The 18,019-nt window shown below is 70.8% G+C and carries 19 protein-coding genes; 8 read left to right on the top strand and 11 right to left on the bottom strand.

Annotation, left to right across the window (positions count from 1 at the left end; genetic code table 11):
- Positions 1 to 6: 6 nt before the first annotated feature.
- From HF999_RS09340 to dapE, 6 genes are read right to left on the bottom strand one after another with little or no spacing between them, the layout of a single operon-like run.
- A complete protein-coding gene (locus HF999_RS09340) occupies positions 7 to 939 on the bottom strand; it encodes a glucosyl-3-phosphoglycerate synthase (RefSeq protein WP_168545607.1) in 933 nt (310 codons plus the stop codon).
- On the bottom strand, positions 936 to 1,868 hold the full coding sequence (folP, locus tag HF999_RS09335; protein WP_168545606.1) for a dihydropteroate synthase: 933 nt from the start codon (positions 1,866 to 1,868) through the stop codon (positions 936 to 938). The genes HF999_RS09340 and folP overlap by 4 nt, the downstream gene beginning before the upstream one ends.
- Positions 1,831 to 3,642 carry a long-chain-acyl-CoA synthetase gene (locus HF999_RS09330; RefSeq protein ID WP_168545605.1) on the bottom strand — a complete coding sequence of 604 codons (1,812 nt, stop codon included), beginning with the start codon at positions 3,640 to 3,642 and terminating at the stop codon, positions 1,831 to 1,833. The genes folP and HF999_RS09330 overlap by 38 nt, the downstream gene beginning before the upstream one ends.
- Before the next feature lie 10 nt (positions 3,643 to 3,652).
- On the bottom strand, positions 3,653 to 4,201 hold the full coding sequence (locus HF999_RS09325) for an LOG family protein (RefSeq protein ID WP_168545604.1): 549 nt from the start codon (positions 4,199 to 4,201) through the stop codon (positions 3,653 to 3,655).
- Positions 4,198 to 4,977 carry an LOG family protein gene (locus HF999_RS09320; protein WP_168545603.1) on the bottom strand — a complete coding sequence of 260 codons (780 nt, stop codon included), beginning with the start codon at positions 4,975 to 4,977 and terminating at the stop codon, positions 4,198 to 4,200. The genes HF999_RS09325 and HF999_RS09320 overlap by 4 nt, the downstream gene beginning before the upstream one ends.
- Positions 4,978 to 4,987: 10 nt before the next feature.
- Positions 4,988 to 6,064: a succinyl-diaminopimelate desuccinylase gene (gene dapE, locus HF999_RS09315; protein WP_168545602.1), complete on the bottom strand. Its 1,077-nt coding sequence runs from the start codon at positions 6,062 to 6,064 to the stop codon at positions 4,988 to 4,990.
- Positions 6,065 to 6,112: 48 nt separating this feature from the next.
- On the opposite strand from dapE, the gene HF999_RS09310 reads away from it, so the two are divergent.
- The 3 genes from HF999_RS09310 to dapD are packed head-to-tail and all read left to right on the top strand — an operon-like array spanning position 6,113 to position 8,815.
- Positions 6,113 to 7,111 (top strand): permease, encoded by a 999-nt coding sequence (locus tag HF999_RS09310; protein WP_168545601.1) that lies wholly within the window; start codon positions 6,113 to 6,115, stop codon positions 7,109 to 7,111.
- Between the two features lies 1 nt (position 7,112).
- Positions 7,113 to 7,835: a TIGR03943 family putative permease subunit gene (locus HF999_RS09305; protein WP_168545600.1), complete on the top strand. Its 723-nt coding sequence runs from the start codon at positions 7,113 to 7,115 to the stop codon at positions 7,833 to 7,835.
- 29 nt (positions 7,836 to 7,864) lie between these two features.
- Positions 7,865 to 8,815 (top strand): 2,3,4,5-tetrahydropyridine-2,6-dicarboxylate N-succinyltransferase, encoded by a 951-nt coding sequence (gene dapD / locus HF999_RS09300; protein WP_168545599.1) that lies wholly within the window; start codon positions 7,865 to 7,867, stop codon positions 8,813 to 8,815.
- Positions 8,816 to 8,882: 67 nt separating this feature from the next.
- Here the strand turns inward: dapD and HF999_RS09295 are convergent, their stop codons facing one another.
- Positions 8,883 to 9,137: a hypothetical protein gene (locus tag HF999_RS09295; protein WP_168545598.1), complete on the bottom strand. Its 255-nt coding sequence runs from the start codon at positions 9,135 to 9,137 to the stop codon at positions 8,883 to 8,885.
- Positions 9,138 to 9,186: 49 nt separating this feature from the next.
- Between HF999_RS09295 and HF999_RS09290 the strand changes: the two genes are divergently transcribed.
- The 4 genes from HF999_RS09290 to catC are packed head-to-tail and all read left to right on the top strand — an operon-like array spanning position 9,187 to position 11,859.
- Positions 9,187 to 9,546 carry a LysR family substrate-binding domain-containing protein gene (locus tag HF999_RS09290; RefSeq protein ID WP_376766482.1) on the top strand — a complete coding sequence of 120 codons (360 nt, stop codon included), beginning with the start codon at positions 9,187 to 9,189 and terminating at the stop codon, positions 9,544 to 9,546.
- 5 nt (positions 9,547 to 9,551) lie between these two features.
- Positions 9,552 to 10,655: a mandelate racemase/muconate lactonizing enzyme family protein gene (locus tag HF999_RS09285; protein WP_168545696.1), complete on the top strand. Its 1,104-nt coding sequence runs from the start codon at positions 9,552 to 9,554 to the stop codon at positions 10,653 to 10,655.
- A gap of 53 nt (positions 10,656 to 10,708) precedes the next feature.
- A complete protein-coding gene (gene catA / locus HF999_RS09280; RefSeq protein ID WP_168545596.1) occupies positions 10,709 to 11,569 on the top strand; it encodes a catechol 1,2-dioxygenase in 861 nt (286 codons plus the stop codon).
- Positions 11,569 to 11,859, top strand: a complete 291-nt coding sequence (gene catC / locus HF999_RS09275; protein WP_210733638.1) for a muconolactone Delta-isomerase — start codon at positions 11,569 to 11,571, stop codon at positions 11,857 to 11,859. The genes catA and catC overlap by 1 nt, the downstream gene beginning before the upstream one ends.
- Positions 11,860 to 11,865: 6 nt before the next feature.
- Here the strand turns inward: catC and dapC are convergent, their stop codons facing one another.
- Together dapC and fdxA are read right to left on the bottom strand one after the other, a co-directional pair.
- Positions 11,866 to 12,966 (bottom strand): succinyldiaminopimelate transaminase, encoded by a 1,101-nt coding sequence (dapC, locus tag HF999_RS09270; protein WP_168545594.1) that lies wholly within the window; start codon positions 12,964 to 12,966, stop codon positions 11,866 to 11,868.
- A gap of 13 nt (positions 12,967 to 12,979) precedes the next feature.
- Positions 12,980 to 13,306 carry a ferredoxin gene (fdxA, locus tag HF999_RS09265; protein ID WP_068575106.1) on the bottom strand — a complete coding sequence of 109 codons (327 nt, stop codon included), beginning with the start codon at positions 13,304 to 13,306 and terminating at the stop codon, positions 12,980 to 12,982.
- A gap of 108 nt (positions 13,307 to 13,414) precedes the next feature.
- Here fdxA and HF999_RS09260 point away from each other — a divergent pair, with 108 nt between their 5' ends.
- A complete protein-coding gene (locus HF999_RS09260) occupies positions 13,415 to 14,632 on the top strand; it encodes a NupC/NupG family nucleoside CNT transporter (RefSeq protein WP_168545593.1) in 1,218 nt (405 codons plus the stop codon).
- A 24-nt stretch (positions 14,633 to 14,656) separates the two neighbouring features.
- Here HF999_RS09260 and HF999_RS09255 read toward each other — a convergent pair whose 3' ends face one another.
- Both HF999_RS09255 and HF999_RS09250 read right to left on the bottom strand, forming a co-directional pair.
- A complete protein-coding gene (locus HF999_RS09255; protein WP_168545592.1) occupies positions 14,657 to 15,421 on the bottom strand; it encodes a hypothetical protein in 765 nt (254 codons plus the stop codon).
- A complete protein-coding gene (locus HF999_RS09250) occupies positions 15,418 to 17,994 on the bottom strand; it encodes a bifunctional FO biosynthesis protein CofGH (protein WP_210733653.1) in 2,577 nt (858 codons plus the stop codon). The genes HF999_RS09255 and HF999_RS09250 overlap by 4 nt, the downstream gene beginning before the upstream one ends.
- Positions 17,995 to 18,019 lie beyond the last annotated feature (25 nt).

The following is an 18,019-nucleotide window of genomic DNA, read 5'->3' as shown; positions in this document are numbered from 1 at the left end:
TTGCGGTCAGCGGTCCAACGACTCCACGGGCGGGCGGTCCTGCAGGTACAGATCCGTCGTGACCTCGGTGAAGGCGTCGCCGGGGCCGGGATCGACGAGGTACTGCGTGATGCCCGCGCCCGAGTCCTCGATGCCGCAGCGCCGCAGCGCGACGCCCATGATCTGGCGGCTCATCACGCCCAGGTCCCGCAGGTCGCGGTTGCGGTGCTTGCGGACCGACAGGTTCACCTGCGCGATGCCGGCCAGCCCGTAGCGCGCCTCCGCGTCGAGCAACAGCCCGATCTCCACGCCGTACCCGGGCGCGAAGGGCACGGACGCGAGGAACTCGCGGGTGCCCGCGTACTCGCCACCGAGCGGCTGCAGCACGGCGCGCAGCGGCGGCCGGAGCGCGGCCAGCAGTGGGCGTGCGACGAGCTCCGTGACGCGGCCCCCGCCGGTCGGGTCCTCGCCCTGTTTGAACACGCGCAGCGGCCGCCGGTAGTAGGCCTTGACGAGATGGACCTCGGGATGGAACAGCATGGGCCCCAACAGGCGCGGCACGTAACGCGGATCCGGCTCGATGAGGTCGGAGTCGATGAAGGCGATCAGGTCGCCCGACGATGCGGCGACCCCGCGCCAGAGCGCCTCGCCCTTGCCCGGCACCGGCGGCAGCCCGGGAACCGCCTCCTCCCGGCTGATCACCGTCGCCCCCGCGGCGCGGGCCCGCTCCGCCGTGGCATCGGTCGACCCGGAGTCCAGCACGATCAGCTCGTCCACGAGAGTGCCGACCAGGGGCGCGATCGTCGCGACCACGCCGCCGACGGTGGCCTCCTCGTTGAGGGCGGGCATCACCACGGACACCGTCCGGCCGCGTTTGGCGGCCACCAGTTCCTCGACGGTCCACCCCGGCTCGGAGAAGAACCGCTCACTCGAATGCGCCTGCGGCGCCTCGCCGCTCACGCCAGCCCCCGGATCACCCGAGCGGGCGGGCGCGCGCCGTCGATGGCTGCCACCATCCGCACCACCCGCAGCGTCTCGGCGACCTGGTGCACGCGGAAGATCCGCGCGCCGGCGTGCGCGGCGAGCGCGGTCGCGGCGAGGGTCCCGGCGACCCGCTCCTCGAGCCCGGCGTCGAGCGTCTCACCGATGAAATCCTTGTTGGACAAGGCCATCAGAACCGGCCAGCCGGTGTCCACCAGAGCGCCCAGGTCGCGCAGCAGCGCGAGCCCGTGGTGGGTGTTCTTGCCGAAGTCGTGGGTCGGATCGATGACGATGCCGTCCTCGCGCACCCCTGCCGCGAACGCGGCCTCGGCTGCGGCGGTGAGCTTCTCACGCACGTCCGCCACCACGTCGGGGTACCGCACGCGATAGGGCCGGGACCGGGGCACGGCGCCTCCCGTATGCGAACACACCAGGCCCGCGCCGGTGGCGGCCGCGACGCGCGGCAGGTCCGGGTCGGCGCCGGCCCAGGTGTCGTTGATGAGGTCCGCGCCCGCGTCGACCGCGGCCTCGCCGACGGCGGCGCGCCAGGTGTCCACGCTGATCAACAGGTCCGGGTGCCGGTCGCGCACCTGCGCGATGAAGGGCACGGTGCGGGCGATCTCCTCGGTGACATCCACATCCTGGCCGGGACCGGCCTTCACACCGCCCACGTCGACGACATCGGCGCCCTCCGCGACCGCCGTGTCGACCCGCTCCAGCGCCGCGTCGACGGCGAAGTAGCTGCCCCTGTCGTAGAACGAGTCCGGCGTGCGGTTGATGATGGCCATCACCAGGGCGCGGTCCGTGGGAACGGGGCGGCCGCACAGGGTGGAACGCACTCCATCCGGGCCGAGCGAGGCGCCGTCCACCCTAGGTCCGCAGGTCCGGGACCTTGGCGGCCGCGACATCGGCCGCGTAGCCGTCGTAGGCGGGAACGTAACCGTCCGCGCCGCCGACGAAGACGTACAGCGGGTCCTCGCCCGCCTCCGCGAAGCCCTGCTTGCGCAGCTCGCCCTTGAGACTCTTGAACGTGGAGGTGACCTCCAGGCTGGGAACGACGCGCGCGTACAGCGGGATCGCGTACGCGGGCAGCTCGTTCCGCAGCACCGCGGCGAGGGCGGCACCGTCGAAGTCGTGGCCCTCGGCGAGCTTCACGGCGGCCATGCCGGCCTTGCCGTCCGCGCCGGGGATCGCGACGCCGTAGACGATCGAGCCCTCCACCTGCTCGGCCTCGTCGAGCGCGCCCTCGACCTCGGTGGTGGCCACGTTCTCGCCCTTCCAGCGGAAGGTGTCGCCGAGTCGATCGACGAAGGCGATGTGGTCGAAGCCCTGCTTGGTCACCACGTCACCGGTGTTGAACCAGACGTCGCCGTCCTTGAAGCCGTCGCGGATCAGCTTGGCATCGCCCGCCTTGCCGTCCGTGTAGCCGTCGAAGGGCGCGGCCTTGGTGATCTTCGTGAGCAGCAGGCCGTTCTGCCCGCGCTTGACCTGCTTCATCCGGCCGCGCGAATCCCTTAGGGGCCCAGCGGTGTCCAGGTCGTACTCGACGACCGCGTGCGGCAGTGGGCACAGCCCGACGGTGCCCTCGATGTCGAAGACGTTGACGAAGGCGATGTTCGTCTCGCTGGCCGCGTAGAACTCCATGATCCGGTCGATCCCGAAGCGCTCCTGGAACTCCCGCCAGATCTCCGGCCGCATGCCGTTGCCCGCGGCCACGCGGATCGTGTTGGACTTGTCGCTGGGCTTCGGCGGCTGGTTGAGCAGGTAGCGGCAGATCTCGCCGATGTAGATGAACATCGTCGCGGCGTTCTCGTTCGCCTCGTCCCAGAAGTTCGACGCGGAGAACTTGCGCCCCACGGCCAGCGTGGCGCCGGAGACCAGCACCGAGCCGAGCGCGACGAGCGCGGCGTTGTTGTGATACAGCGGAAGCGGGCAGTACATGACGTCGTCGCCGCGCATCCGGACGGCCGTCGCGCCGAATCCGGACATGCCCTTGAGCCATCGGTAGTGGGTCATGATCGACGCCTTCGGCATGCCCGTGGTGCCCGAGGTGAACACGTAGAAGGCGCGCGTGCTCGCGGGCAGCGTGGCGGTCACGGGCAGGTTCTCCGTGGCGCGGGGATCGCGCTCGCGCAGCTCCCGGGCCTGCCGGGCCAGTTCGTCGATGGTGAGCAGCACCCCGTCGGCGGGGCGGTCCGCGGCGTCGAGCGAGTCGAAGGCCTCGAGGTCCTCCTCGTCGGTGATGATCGTGCCGGTCTCGAGGATGCCGAGACTGTGCGCGAGGACGGCGCCGCGCTGGTTGTAGTTCACCAGGCCCGCGGTGGCACCGACCTTGACGATCGCCAGCATCGCCAGCACCATCTGCGGGTGGTTGTGCATGACGACGCCCACCACATCGCCCACCTTCACGCCCCGTTGCTCCAGCACGCGCGCATAGGTGTTCACCGTGGCATTGGCCCCGCCGTAGCTGATGCCCTCGCCGTGGAAGCGGAGGAAGTCGCGCGCCGGGTGCTGCGCGGCCCGCTTCTGGAACACGGTGCCGATCGTCTCCTTGCTGGTCTGCGTGCGCAGCAGGATCGACGGCCCCTCCTTGATCAGCAGGGGCAGATCGGGCAGCAGCTTGCCGACGCCCCGGGCCAGGTCCGCGATGCCAACGGTGGTGTTCTTATGCGTAGAGCTCACAGCGGCGAGCCTACCGTGGTGCCGCCGTACCACGGCACGCGTCGAGAGCGGCCGTGACCTCCGTCGCCCGCTGCAGCCGACCGAGAGCCGCGTCACCGACGAACCCCCGCGTCTTGAGGCCGACGATCCAGTCCAGCAGCGGCGCGTAGAAACCCTCGTGGTCCAGCACCACCACCGGCTTGTCGTGCATGGACAGATAGCCGGCGGTCCACGCCTCGAAGAACTCCTCGAGCGTTCCCACGCCGCCCGGGAGCACGAGGAAGGCGTCGGCGTTGTCGTCCATGAGCTGCTTGCGCTCGCGCATGGTGTCCACGACGATGAGCTCGGTCGCGCCGTGGTCGGCGACCTCGCGGGCGACCAGAGCCCGCGGGATCACCCCCAGGGTGCGGGCACCGCCGTCGCGGGCGGCCTGCGCGACCGCTCCCATCATGGAGACGTGGCCGCCGCCCCACACGAGGCTGTCGCCTCCCGCCGCGATGCCCCGGCCCACCTCGGCGGCGAGGGCGATGAACTCCTCGGGGACGGGCCGCGAGGCGCAGAACACCGCGATCGCCGTCACGTCGGGTCCGCCGCGTCGATCTCGCGCACGGCGTCGGCGTCCCGGATGATCGCGATCGCCTCGTCCACCGAGTCGGTGACCGTGATCAGGTCGGCGTCGCCGGGCGAGATCATCCCCTGTTCGGTGAGCGTGCCGCGGATCCAGTCGACCAGCCCGGCCCAGTACGCGGAGCCGAGCAGCACGATCGGGAAGCGGGTCACCTTGCGGGTCTGCACCAGCGTCAGCGCCTCGAACAGCTCGTCGAGCGTGCCGAAACCGCCGGGCAGGCACACGAAGGCCTGCGCGTACTTGACGAACATCGTCTTGCGCACGAAGAAGTAGCGGAAGTTGATGCCGAGATCCACCCAGTCGTTGAGGCCCTGCTCGAAGGGCAGCTCGATCCCCAGGCCCACCGACAGCCCGTCGGCGTCCTTCGCGCCGCGGTTCGCGGCCTCCATCGCGCCCGGGCCACCGCCGGTGATCACCGCATAGCCCGCGCGCACGAGCCCCGCGCCCAGCGCACGACCGGTGGCGTACTCGGGCGAATCCTGTTTGATCCGAGCGGAACCGAACACCGTGACCGCCGGAGGCAGCTCGGCGAGCGCACCGAAGCCCTCGACGAACTCCGCCTGGATCCGCATGACGCGCCACGGGTCGCGGTGCAACCAGTCGGCGTCGTCCGCGTTCGCGAGCAGCCGCTGGTCGGTGGTCGACGACTCCAGGGCCGCCGCGCCCTGCACGCGCACGGGCCCGCAATAACGCAGGTAGTGCTCCTGAGGCTTCTTATCCGCTGCCATGACGCCCACGCTATCCCGCGAGGAAGGCCCGCAGCACGGCGGCCACCTCGGTGATCTGCGCGGTCTCGACCTGTTCGTCGCGCTTGTGCGCGTAATTCGGGTCGCCGGGGCCGAAATTCACCGCGGGGATGCCCAGCGCCGCGAATCGGGAGACATCGGTCCACCCGTACTTGGCGCGGTACCGGCCCCGCGCCGCCTCCACGAGCCGCGCCGCAGCGGGCGCCCCCAGGCCCGGGAGCGCGCCGGGCGCCGCGTCGGTCACCTCGAAGCCCAGCGCACCGTCGGCGATCGGCGCGGCCAGGACCTCCCGGACGTGCGCGACGGCATCGTCGACGGTGCGGTCCGGCGCGAACCGGAAGTTGACATCGACGAAGGCCTCGTCGGGCACGACATTGCCGGCCACGCCGCCCTCGATCTTCACCGCGGACAGACCCTCGCGGTACTCGCAGCCGTCGATGTCGACGGTGCGCGCAGTGTACGCCTGGAGGGCGGTGAGCACGGGGCCGAGCTTGTGGATCGCGTTGTCGCCCAGCCAGGACCGGGCGCTGTGCGCGCGCACGCCGCCCGCGGTGATGCGCACCCGGATCGTGCCCTGGCAGCCCGCCTCGATGAGCCCGCCCGAGGGCTCGCCGAGGATCGCGACGTCCGCGGCCAACCACTCCGGGAGCTCGCGCTCGATCCGGCCCAGGCCGTTGAACTGCGAGGCGATCTCCTCGCACTCGTAGAAGATCAGCGTCAGATCGTAGGCGGGCTCGGCCATCGTGGCGGCGAGGTGCAGGAAGACCGCGTCGCCGCTCTTCATGTCGACGGTGCCGCACCCGTGCAGGATCCCGCCCTCCCGGCGGCTGGGCACGTTGTCGGCGATCGGCACCGTGTCGAGGTGACCGGCCAGCATCACGCGTTGCGGCAGACCGCGATTCGTCCGCGCGAGCACGTTGTTGCCCACGCGGAGCACCTCGAACCGGTCGAGGCCGCGCAGCGCCGCCTCGACCTCGTTCGCGATGTGCTCCTCGTCGTGGCTCACGCTGGGGATGTCCACCAGCGCGGCGGTGAGGTCGATCGGGTCCGAGGCGATGTCCAGAGTCACACCCCCAGGCTATCGGCACTGCGGCCGGTGGCGCGGCACACTGGACGCGTGCCCGAACTCCTCGCGAAACGTTCGTTCCCCGCGGTGACGGTGCTCGTCGTGGTCGTGTGCGCGACGATCGTGGCGGCGCGGCCGCTCACGGCGGGCATCGACGCCCGGCCCGCTCTGCGCACGGCGGCGACGGTGTTCGTCGGGATCTTCGTGCAGGCCACGCCGTTCCTCGTCCTCGGAGTGCTGGTGAGCGGCGCCATCGCCGGTTTCGTCTCGGCCGAGGCCCTGCGTCGGGTGCTGCCGCGGCGGCGCGCGGCGGCCGTCGTGGTCGCCGGGGTCTCGAGCGCGGCGCTTCCCGGGTGCGAGTGCTCCGCGGTCCCGGTCGCGGGGCGGCTGCGCGACCGCGGTGTACCCGACGGGGTGGCCCTCACCTTCCTGCTCGCCGCTCCGGCCGTGAACCCCGTGGTGATCATCGCGACGGCCGTCGCCTTTCCGCAGACGCCGATCATGGCGGCCGCGCGGCTCACCGGTTCCCTGGCGACCGCGCTGGTCGTGGGCTGGCTGTGGCTCCTCATCGGCAGACCCGAGTGGATCCGACGGCCCCCGGACGCCGCGTTGGCCGGGTCGCTGCCGGCGGGCGTGCGCGGGAAGCTGGCCCTCGCGGGCGAGACGGCCCGACACGACCTCGTGGAGTCGGCCGCCTACCTCGCGGCGGGTGCGGCGCTCGCGGCGGCACTGCACGTGCTCGTGCCCGCGTCGTGGATCGACCACCTCGCCGGGAACATACTGCTCACGATCGCGGTCATGGCGGTACTCGCCGTGGTCATGGCACTGTGCAGCGAGGCGGACGCCTTCGTCGCGGCGTCGCTGACCGCGCTCCCCCTCATCCCGCGCCTGGTCTTCCTCGTCGTCGGGCCGGCGGTCGATCTGAAGCTCATGGCGATGCAGACCGGCGTCTTCGGGCGGCGGTTCGTCGCGCGGTTCGCGCCCCTGTGCCTCATCGTCGCCGTCGTGTGCGGCACCGCAGCGGGTGCGCTGTTCGTGGGGTGGCGGTGAGATGAACCGACCCGCCCGGAACCTGCTCCTGCTGCTGTTCGGCAGTGCTGTCGCCATCGCTACCGCCACCGGCACCTACCTCAACTACGTACGCCCGGTGATGTTCTGGTTCCTGGCGGCCTCGGCCGTGGTGGTCGTGGTCCTCGCCGTCGGCGGGATGGCGGCCGACATCGCCGAGGTACGTGCGGACGAGGAGGACGAGGAGTTCGACGACGCGCACGGCCACGGCCACGGTTCCGGCCGCATCGGATGGGTCCTGCTCGTACCGGTGCTGCTCCTGCTGTTCTGCGCGCCGCCGGCTCTCGATCCCGGCACCGCGCAGCGCACCGTCGTCGTGGCCGCGACGACGGACGAGCCCGGACGCGCCTACCCGCCGCTGCCACCGGGAGACGCCCCGCGCATCGCCCTCAACGACTTCCAGAACCGCGCCGTGTCGGACACCGCGGGCACCCTGGACCGGGACGTGACGATGACGGCGTACGTCACCCACATCGACGGGCGCCCCTTCCTCACGCGGATCATGATCTGGTGCTGCGTGGCGGACGCCCGCCCCATCGAGATCGAGATCGAGGGCGCTCCCGCGCTTCCCCCGGACGGCACCTGGGTCACCGCCGTCGCCCGGCTCGTCCCCGGGACCGCGACCCGCGCGCGCCACTACCGGCCGATCGTGCGTCTCGTGAGCGCCCACCCGGTGCCGCCGCCGAGCCCGCCCTACGACTCATAGTCGGGAGGCCGGGCCGGTACCCTGATCGGGTGACGAATCGTGGAGCAAAGGCGTACGGACTGGCCACCCTGACCGATGACGGGACGGTGCTCGACACCTGGTACCCCGCGCCGGAGCTGACGGACGGCGGCGGCACCGTCGGCACCGTGCAGGATCCCGCCGGGGCTCCGGAGCTCCTGACCGCCTCGGCCGGGGCGGACGCGGCGCGCAAGGTGCGGGTCGTGGTCGTGCAGACCACGATCGCGGACCTCGCGGCGGCCCCCGTCGACGCGCACGACGTGTACCTCCGGCTGCACCTGCTGAGCCACCGCCTGGTGCAGCCGCACGGCCTGAGCCTCGAGGGCCAGTTCGGCCTGCTGGCGAACGTGGTGTGGACAAACTTCGGCCCCTGCTCCCCCGTCGACTTCGAATCGGTCCGCGCGGCGCTGTTCCCGCGGGGCCATGTCACGGTGTACTCGGTGGACAAGTTCCCGCGCATGGTCGACTACGTGCTGCCCACCGGCGTCCGGATCGGCGACGCGGACCGCGTACGCCTGGGCGCGCACCTCGCCGAGGGCACCACCGTGATGCACGAGGGCTTCGTGAACTTCAACGCCGGCACGCTCGGTACCGCGATGGTCGAGGGGCGCATCTCCGCGGGCGTCGTCATCGGCGACCACTCGGACGTGGGCGGCGGCGCGTCGACCATGGGCACGCTGTCCGGCGGCGGCAAGGAGACGATCGCGCTCGGCGAGCGCTGCCTGCTCGGCGCGAACTCCGGCCTGGGCATCCCGCTCGGCGACGACTGCGTGCTCGAGGCGGGCCTCTACCTGACCGCGGGCACCAAGGTCACCGCGCCGGACGGGACACAGGTCAAGGCCCGCGAGCTGGCCGGCCGGAGCAACCTGTTGTTCCGCCGCAACTCCGTGACCGGCGCCGTCGAGGTCGTGCCGTGGAAGAGCGAGGGCGTGGAGCTCAACGCCGCCCTGCACAAGAACTGACGCCCGAAAGCGGAGAACGGCGGCCGACACTCGTCGGCCGCCGTTCTCCGCCCCCGCCCAGTGAAGACTATTTCGCGGAGACGCGTGACGGGGCGGGCGTGCCACAGCCCATCCACGACAGCATGGTGTCGTGGACGCCGAGCGATACGTGATCGTCGACCGCGACGAGCACGCCGGGCACCGCGCGGGACGAGTGCGCGCCGTCGCAGTCCGGATCCGTCGATACCAGGTGTGATTCGACGATCCACAGTCCCACACCGCACAACACGACGGCGAGGCCGAGCGCCGACATCAGCGCGATTCGCATTCTTGTGAATCTCATCTTCGCCCCCTCAAGCGCAGCTGAACCTCGATCATCTTTGCTATAGCGTATCACTGAATCGCGGATCGCGAGCAACCCGCCGGCGGGCCCGGCGGACACCGGCTCGGTCGTCGACGGTGCCGTGGTCCGCACCTGCGCCGCCGCGGGCTTCACCCCGCGCCGCGCGCACCAGGTGTCGCAGACCTCCACCCTGCTCGCCCTCGTCGCGGCGGGGCTCGGGATCGCCCTGGTCCCCCGCACCGCCAACTCCATCCAGCTCCCCGGTGTCCACTTCGTGGACCTGCCCGACACCGAGAGCGTCGAGCTGGCCCTCGCGTGGCGCACCGCCGACGACTCACCCCTGCTCGCTCGCGTCCTCAGGGCACTGAGCGAGACCGACCTCACCGACGACCGGAAGACCGCGGCATGACCGACCTGCGCATCACCGCCATCGAGGCGATCCCGTACCGGATCCCCTACGTCAAACCACTGAAGTTCGCCTCCGGCGAGGTCACCCACGCCGACCACGTACTCGTTCGGGTACGCACCGCGGGCGGACTCATCGGCCACGCCGACGCGCCGCCGCGGCCCTTCACCTACGGGGAGACCCAGGCCGGGATCGTCGCCGTCATCGACGGGATCTTCGCACCCCAGCTCGTCGGACTCGACGCCGATCGGCGCTCGGCCCTGCATGCCCGGATGCACCGCACCGTCGGCAATCCCGCGGCGAAGGCCGCCGTCGACATGGCCGTCTGGGACGTGCTCGCACAGGCCTGGGGCACGTCCGTGCACCGCGCTCTCGGCGGCCACACCGACCGGATGCGCGTGTGTCACATGCTCGGCTTCGACGCCCCCGCCGCGATGGCGCAGGAGGCCTCCGCCATCCGGGACCGGTACGGCATCACCACCTTCAAGGTGAAGGTGGGTCGCCGGCCGATCGACCTCGACGTCGACGTGGTCCGCGCCCTGCGGAACACCCTCGGCGACAAGGCCGAGCTGTACATCGACGGCAACCGCGGCTGGACACCGTCGGAATCGCTGCGCGCGCTCGACCTGCTCGCCGACGCCGGACTCACCCTCGCCGAGGAGCTCTGTCCGGCCGACGACGTGCTCGGCCGGCGCCGGCTGGTGGCGAACTGCCGCGTCCCGTTCGTCGGCGACGAATCCGTGACCACGCCCGCGGAGGTCACCCGCGAGCTGCTCGGCGGCGGCGCCACCGCCGTCTCCATCAAGACCGCCCGCACGGGATTCACCGGCTCGCAGGAGATCCTGCACCTGGCGACCGGGCTCGGCGTGGAGGTGGTGATGGGCAACCAGATCGACGGCCAGCTCGGCACCGCCTGCACCGTCGCCTTCGGCGCCGCCCACGCCGCCACCAGCGCCCGCGCCGGCGAGCTGTCCAACTTCCTGGACATGGCCGACGACCTGCTCACCGAGCCGCTGCGCATCGTCGACGGCGAGCTAGCCGCGCCCGCAGGACCGGGCATCGGGGTCACCGTCGACCCCGACAAGCTGGCGCACTACCGCCTGGACGGGTGAGCAGCCCGTCCCCCCAGCCTCTTTCTTTCATCAGCCCACCCGAGGAGAAGATCATGACCACCACCGAATTCGATGCCAAGGCCGCCGATTCCGGAGCCGGCGCCACCGCAGCGTTCCTGAACAAGCAGGGCGGCGCAGCCGAGACCCCACCAGAGCGCGTCTCGCAGCTCGCCACCGAGGTGCTCACCGCCGTGCACGATGTGATCCGCCGCCACCGGGTGACCTACCCCGAGTACGACGCCCTCAAGTCGTGGATGATCGGGGTCGGCCAGGACGGGGAGTGGCCGCTGTTCCTGGACGTGTGGGTCGAGCACGTCGTCGAGGACGTCAACAATGCACACCACAAGGGCAACAAGGGGACCATCGAGGGCCCGTACTACGTGCCCGACTCGCCCGTGGTCAGTGAGAACGGCAAGGGCACCCTGCCGCAGCGCGCCGACGAGGCGGGCACTCCGCTGCTGTTCGCGGGCCAGGTCCGCGATCTCGACGGTGCGCCCCTGCCCGGCGCCAAGATCGAGATCTGGCACGCCGACGCGCACGGCTTCTACTCGCAGTACGCCCCCGGGCTCCCGGAGTGGAACCTGCGCGGCACCGTCGTCGCCGACGGCGAGGGGCGGTTCGAGATCACCACCGTCCGGCCGGCGCCGTACATGATCCCCACCGACGGCTCCTGCGGCAAGCTCATCTCCGCCGCCGGCTGGCACGCCTGGCGCCCCGCCCATCTGCACCTCAAGGTGTCCGCGCCCGGGAAGGACCAGCTGACCGCCCAGCTGTACTTCCCCGGCGACGCGCACAACGACGACGACATCGCCTCGGCCGTCAAGCCCGAGCTGATGCTCGATCCGCAGCCCGCCGCGGACGGCAACGGCGAGACCGTGGTCTACGACTTCGTGCTCGACCCGGAGACCCGCTGATGGCGCTGTACGCGGTACGCATGGACGTCGCCATCCCCGACGACGTGGACCCGGCGGTCCGGGCTGAGACCATCGCGATCGAGAAGGCCTACAGCCAGGAGCTGCAGCGCGGCGGCGAGTGGGTGCACATCTGGCGCATCGTCGGCCAGTACTCCAACATCTCGATCTTCGATGTCGCCGACAACGAGCGGCTGCACGAGATCCTCTGGGGCCTACCGCTGTTCAAGTGGATGACCGTGGAGATCACGCCGCTGGCCGGCCACCCGTCGGACATCGCGCTCGACGGCTGATCCCGGTCAGGCCAGGCGTTCGGCGGCGGCGGCGATCCGCTCGTCGGTCGCGGTCATCGCGATGCGGACGTGCTGCGCGCCCTGCGGGCCGTAGAACTCGCCCGGCGCGGCGAGGATGCCGCGCTCGGCGAGCCAGTCCACGGTGTCGCGGCAGGGCTCGCCGCGGGTCGACCACAGGTACAGGCCGGCCTCGGAGTGGTCCACGGTGAACCCCGCCCCACGGACCGCGTCCAGCAGCACCGCCCGGCGGGCGGCGTAGCGGGCGCGCTGCTCCGCCTCGTGCTCGTCCACCGACAGGGCGTAGGTCATCGCGGCCTGCACCGGGAAGGGCAGGATCGCGCCGGCGTGCTTGCGCACGGCCGCCAGCTCCGCGATGAGCGCCGGGTCGCCCGCGAGGAAGCCCGCGCGGTACGACGCCAGGTTCGAGGTCTTCGACAAGGAGTGGATCGCGATCAGTCCGGTCGGGTCACCGTCGGACACCCGCGGGTCGAGGATCGAGACCGGCTCCGCCTCCCAGGCCAAGCCCAGGTAGCACTCGTCCGAGGCGACGATCGCGCCGCGCGCACGCGCCCACTGCACGACCTTGCGCAGGTGGTCGACGCCCAGGACCTTGCCGGTCGGGTTCGACGGCGAGTTCACGAACACCAGCGCGGGCCGCTCCGGGCCGAGCTGGGCGGTACCGTCGGCCCGCACCGGCCGCGCCCCGGCGAGCAGGGCACCCACCTCGTAGGTCGGGTAGGCGACCTCCGGAATGACGACCACGTCGTCCGCGCCGAGCGCCAGCTGCGTGGGCAGCTGCGCGATGGCCTCCTTGGTCCCGATCACGGGCAGAATCGCGTTCTCCGGCAGGGCGACGGTGCCGTACCTGCGGCTCAGCGCCGACGCGGCCGCCTCCCGGAGCGCGGGAGTGCCGATCGTGGCCGGGTAGCCGGGGAACGCGGAGCCCTCGTACAGGGCCCGCCGGATCGGTTCGGCGACGGGATCGACGGGCGTGCCCACCGACAGGTCGACGATGCCGCCCGGATGCGCCGCGGCCTTGGCCCTCGCGTCCGCGAGGGTGTCCCACGGGAAGTCCGGCAGCCGTGAAGCCAGCGACGGACGACTCATGTGCGCAGTCCCGTCAGTGCTCGGTGTTCATGGGCGGGAGCGCCTTGATGAAGGGGTGGTCGTAGTCGATCTTCCCCTGCTTCGCGGCACCGCCGGGCGAACCGATCTCGTTGAAGAAATCGATGTTCGCGCTCACGTACTCGGCCCACTCGTCCGGCACGTCGTCCTCGTAGAAGATCGCCTCGACCGGGCACACCGGCTCGCAGGCGCCGCAGTCCACGCACTCGTCGGGCTGGATGTACAGCATCCGGTTGCCCTCGTAGATACAGTCGACCGGGCACTCCTCGATACATGCCTTGTCGAGCACATCCACACAGGGCTCTGCGATGGTGTACGTCACCTGTCATCTCCTTCGCACCGACTGCTTCTCCTGCACAGTATTCCGGTCCGTTGGAACCTGTCACAAAGAAGTATCGCCTAACTTGCCGGAGTGTGATTTCATTCACTCGTGCACGTAATCGTCGGTGTGTTCGGATTGCTCGTCTTCCTGTTCCTCGCGTACCTGCCCACGCGGAACACAGCCATGCTCAAGAAGAAGGCGCCGTACATCCTCGGCATGCTCGTCATCCAGTTCGTGCTGGGCCTGATCATGCTCAAGACCCCCATCGGCAAGACCGTGATCGACGGACTCTCCAGGGGCTTCAAGAACCTCCTGGGGTTCGCGCACGAGGGCACGACCTTCGTCTTCGGCGGTCTCGTCGACTTCAAGACGAACCCCGACGGTGCCGGCCCGTTCTTCATGAACGTGCTGCTGCCGATCATCGTGATCTCCTCGCTGATCGGCATCCTGCAGTTCATCAAGCTGCTGCCGCTGATCATCAAGTACCTCGGCCTGGTGCTGTCGAAGGTCACGGGCATGCCGAAGCTGGAGTCCTTCAACTCGGTGAGCTCCGCGATCATCGGCCAGTCCGAGAACTTCATCGCGATCAAGAAGATCCTGCCGACGCTGCCGCCGAACCGCCTGTACACGCTCTCCGCGTCGGCGATGTCGACGGTGTCGATGTCGATCGTCGGCTCGTACATGGTGATGATCCAGCCGAAGTACGTCGTCGCGGCGATCGTGCTGAACCTGTTCGGCGCGTTCATCGTCGTCTCGCTGCTCAACCCGTACGAGATCGCACCCGAGGACGATGTCTTCGCCGCGCCCGAGCAGAAGAAGCAGTCCTTTTTCGAGATGCTCGGCGAGTACATCATGGACGGCGCCAAGGTCGCACTCACGGTGGCCGCCATGCTGATCGGCTTCGTCGCTCTGCTCGCGCTCATCAACGGCCTGTTCGCGTGGGTGTTCAACGGCACGACCTTCCAGGACGTGCTGGGCCATGTCTTCGCGCCCCTGGCCTGGCTCACGGGCGTCCCCTGGGGCGAGAGCGTGCAGGCGGGCCAGATCATGGCCACCAAGCTCGTCAGCAACGAGTTCGTGGCCATGCTCTCGTTCACCCCGCAGAACCCCGGCGGCGCCGTGGTGATGAGCGAGCGCGCCACCGCGATCGTCCAGACCTTCCTGGTCTCGTTCGCGAACTTCAGCTCGATCGGCATCATCGCCGGCGCCGCGAAGTCGCTCGCCCCCGAGCAGGGCGACCAGATCGCCAAGTTCGGCCTCAAGCTGCTCTACGGCGCCACGCTGGTCTCGTTCATCTCCGCCACCGTCGTCGGCCTCATCTCCTGACCGGGGCCCGACGGTCCGCCCTCGTCAGTTCTCCGGTTCCGGGTCGGCGATCTCGCTGGTGACGGCGGTACCGGCGAACACGGCTTCCAGGCCGAGGATCTTGGCACCGTCGGACGCGCGGGCCTCGACGACGCGCAGCGTCGCGAACTCGCCCAGGTAGCCCGCCACCGCACCGACGCCGGGCAGCTTGCCCATCGTGTCGAAGACGCCGCCGGGGCGTGGGCGGGATTCGAGGGCCGACCGCGCGGACCTCACGGTGTGCAACACGTCGCGGACCGCGCCGAACGCGGAGAAGACGCCGCCGCGGACCTTGTCGGCGCTCTCGCGCACGGGGACGAGGTCCTGGAAGCCGGGCCGGTCACCCAGCAGCGCGCGGGAGTCGATCTGCCGACGGGAGAGCACCCGTGCGACGAGGTCGATCTGCTCCGGCACCTGATCGACGCCGTGCTCCCCCGCGACACCGACGACCACCAGGGTCTGGTTGGCGAAGCCCAGGTAGGTCTGCACCGGCAGCAGGCGCGCAACGACGCCGAGCGCGCCCGGCCAGGCCACCGCCACCGTCGACACCGCGCCGACGGGGATCACCCACCACCGGGACCGGCCGTTCGCGTCCCGCTTGAGGTAGTCGTTGACCAGCGGAACGGGCGACAGGCCGGCGAGCGTCGAGACGAACCGCGCCCCGGCCACCGCCGGACGGGCCACCGCCACGAACACCCCGACGGTGCGGGCCAGCTCCAGATCCGTCACCTCGCCCGTCACGGCGCCGCCGCGCGGCTCCAGCGCGTTCACGCGGCACCCCGCTGCGCATGCGTGGTGGTGCGCTCCCGGGCGGGTCGCCCGATCCCGTTCGCGATCGCGTGCAGCTCCGCCACCGTCTTCTCCGATCCGTGGGCCGAGCCCGCCATCCGCGAGATCGTCTCCTCCATCAGCGTGCCACCCAGGTCGTTGGCGCCGCCCTGCAGCATCGCCTGGGTGCCCGCCGCGCCCAGTTTCACCCACGAGGTCTGGATGTGATCGATCCGGCCGTGCAGCATGACCCGCGCCAGCGCGTGCACGGCGCGGTTGTCGCGCTTGGTCGGCCCCGGCCGCGCCGCGCCCGCGAGGTACAGCGGGGCGCTCTGGTGCACGAAGGGCAGCGGCACGAACTCGGTGAAACCGCCCGTGCGGTCCTGGATGTCGCGCAGCACGTTCAGGTGCGTGACCCAGTGCGACGGGTTGTCGACGTGGCCGTACATCATCGTCGAGCTGGACCGGATCCCCACCTCGTGCGCGGTGGTGACCACGTCGATCCACGCGGAGGTGGGCAGCTTGCCCTTGGTGAGCACCCATCGCACCTCGTCGTCGAGGATCTCCGCGGCGGTGCCGGGGATGGTGTCCAGGCCCGCCTCGCGGAGCCCGATCAGCCAGTCCCGCACCGACTGGCCCGAGTGCGCGGCACCGTTGACGATCTCCATCGGACTGAAGGCGTGCACGTGCATCCCGGGCACGCGGTCCTTGACGGCGCGCACCAGGTCGGCGTAGCCCGTGGCGGGCAGGTCCGGATCGATGCCGCCCTGCATGCAGACCTCGGTGGCGCCCACCTGCCACGCCTCCTCGGCGCGGTCGGCGACCTCCTTCATGGACAGCGTGAAGGCATCGGCGTCGCCCTTGCGCTGCGCGAAGGCGCAGAACCGGCAGCCTGTGTAACAGATGTTGGTGAAGTTGATGTTCCGGTTGACGACATAGGTCACCACCTCGCCGACCGCGTCCTTGCGGAGCTGATCCGCCAGGGCCACCAGCGCTTCCAGTCCGTCACCGTCGGCGTACGCGAGCGCACGGTACTGGTCGTCCGAGAGCCCGCTCGGGTTCTTCTCGGCCGCACGCAGCGCCGACAGCACGTCCGACTCGACCTTCTCCGGCGCCGACAGCGACAGGACCTGCTCGCGCACCGACTCCCAATCGCCGAACGCCGACCCGAGGTCCGAGCGCGTGTCGGTGTTGCGCCCGTCGATGTCGATCGCCGTGTTGAGATCGGTGCGGCCCGACGACGCCCACTCCTCGTCCGGCTCCTGCCAGGGCAGGCCGACGGGCATCGCGTCCGGGTTCGCCAGGCCGGTCCCCGGGTCCGCGAGGGCGGCCACGTGCGGCGCCACTCGCGGGTCGATCCACGGGTTGCCCGCCCGCACGTACTTCGGCTGCGCCGTGAGTCGCTGCCGCAGTTCGAAACCCGCCGCGGCGGTGATCTGCGCCAGCGCGTCCAGGTCCGGCCAGGGCCGCTCGGGGTTGACGTGGTCCGGGGTGAGCGGCGAGACGCCGCCCCAGTCGTCCACGCCCGCCTCGAGCAGCAGTCGGCACTCGTCCGCGGAGACGAGGTTCGGCGGCGCCTGCACGCGCATCGCGGGCCCCAGCACCATCCGGGTCACGGCGATCGCCGCGCGGTAGACCTCGAGGTCCGCGTCCAGGGCCGACCGCATCGCGGTGTCCGGCTTAGCGCGGAAGTTCTGGATGATGACCTCCTGCACGTGGCCGAAGGCCTTGTGCGCCTTGCGGATGGCCATGATCGACTCGGCGCGCTCGCGCTCGTCCTCGCCGATGCCGATGAGCAGCCCCGTCGTGAAGGGCACCGACAGCCGGCCGGCGTCCGTGAGCGTGCGCAGGCGCACCGCGGGGTCCTTGTCGGGCGAGCCGTAGTGCGGCTGTCCCTTCTCCGTGAACAGCCGCTCGGAGGTGGTCTCGAGCATCATCCCCATCGACGGCGCGACGGGCTTGAGCCGCGAGAGCTCCTCCCAGCTCATGACGCCCGGGTTGAGGTGCGGGAGCAGGCCCGTCTCCTCCAGCACCCGGATCGCCATGGCGCGGACGTAGTCCAGCGTGGAGTCGTAGCCGCGCTCGTCGAGCCAGGTCCGCGCCGCCTCCCAGCGGTCCTCGGGTCGGTCGCCCAGGGTGAACAGGGCCTCGTGGCAGCCCAGTTCGGCACCACGACGCGCGACCTCGAGGATCTCATCGGGCTCCATGTAGGCGCCATGGCCCTCGGCGGCGAGCTTGCCCGGGACCGTCACGAAGGTGCAGTAGTGGCACCGGTCGCGGCACAGCCGCGTGATGGGGATGAAGACCTTCTTGGAATAGGTGACCTGCAGCGCACCGTCGGCCCCGATCAGGCCCGCCTCCCGCAGGCCCGCATCACGCACCCGCGCGGCGGAGCGACACAGGTCGTCGAGGTCGTCGCCGCGGGCGGCGAGGAGGACCTGGGCCTCGTCGACATTGAGCACGGCGCCGTCGCGTGCACGACGCAGCGCGCGGCGCATCGCCGACGCGGTCGGCACGTAGGGCTCGGGGGAATCGGGTGTGCGCGGCTCGGCCGTCTGCTGGCGTACCGAGGGCATCGGCAGCAGGGCGGGGGTCGGCGTG

The sequence above is a fragment of the Tsukamurella spumae genome (genome assembly GCF_012396015.1).
In the GTDB taxonomy this organism is placed as follows: Bacteria; Actinomycetota; Actinomycetes; order Mycobacteriales; family Mycobacteriaceae; genus Tsukamurella; species Tsukamurella spumae.
This window is presented reverse-complemented; position numbering and strand designations above follow the sequence as displayed.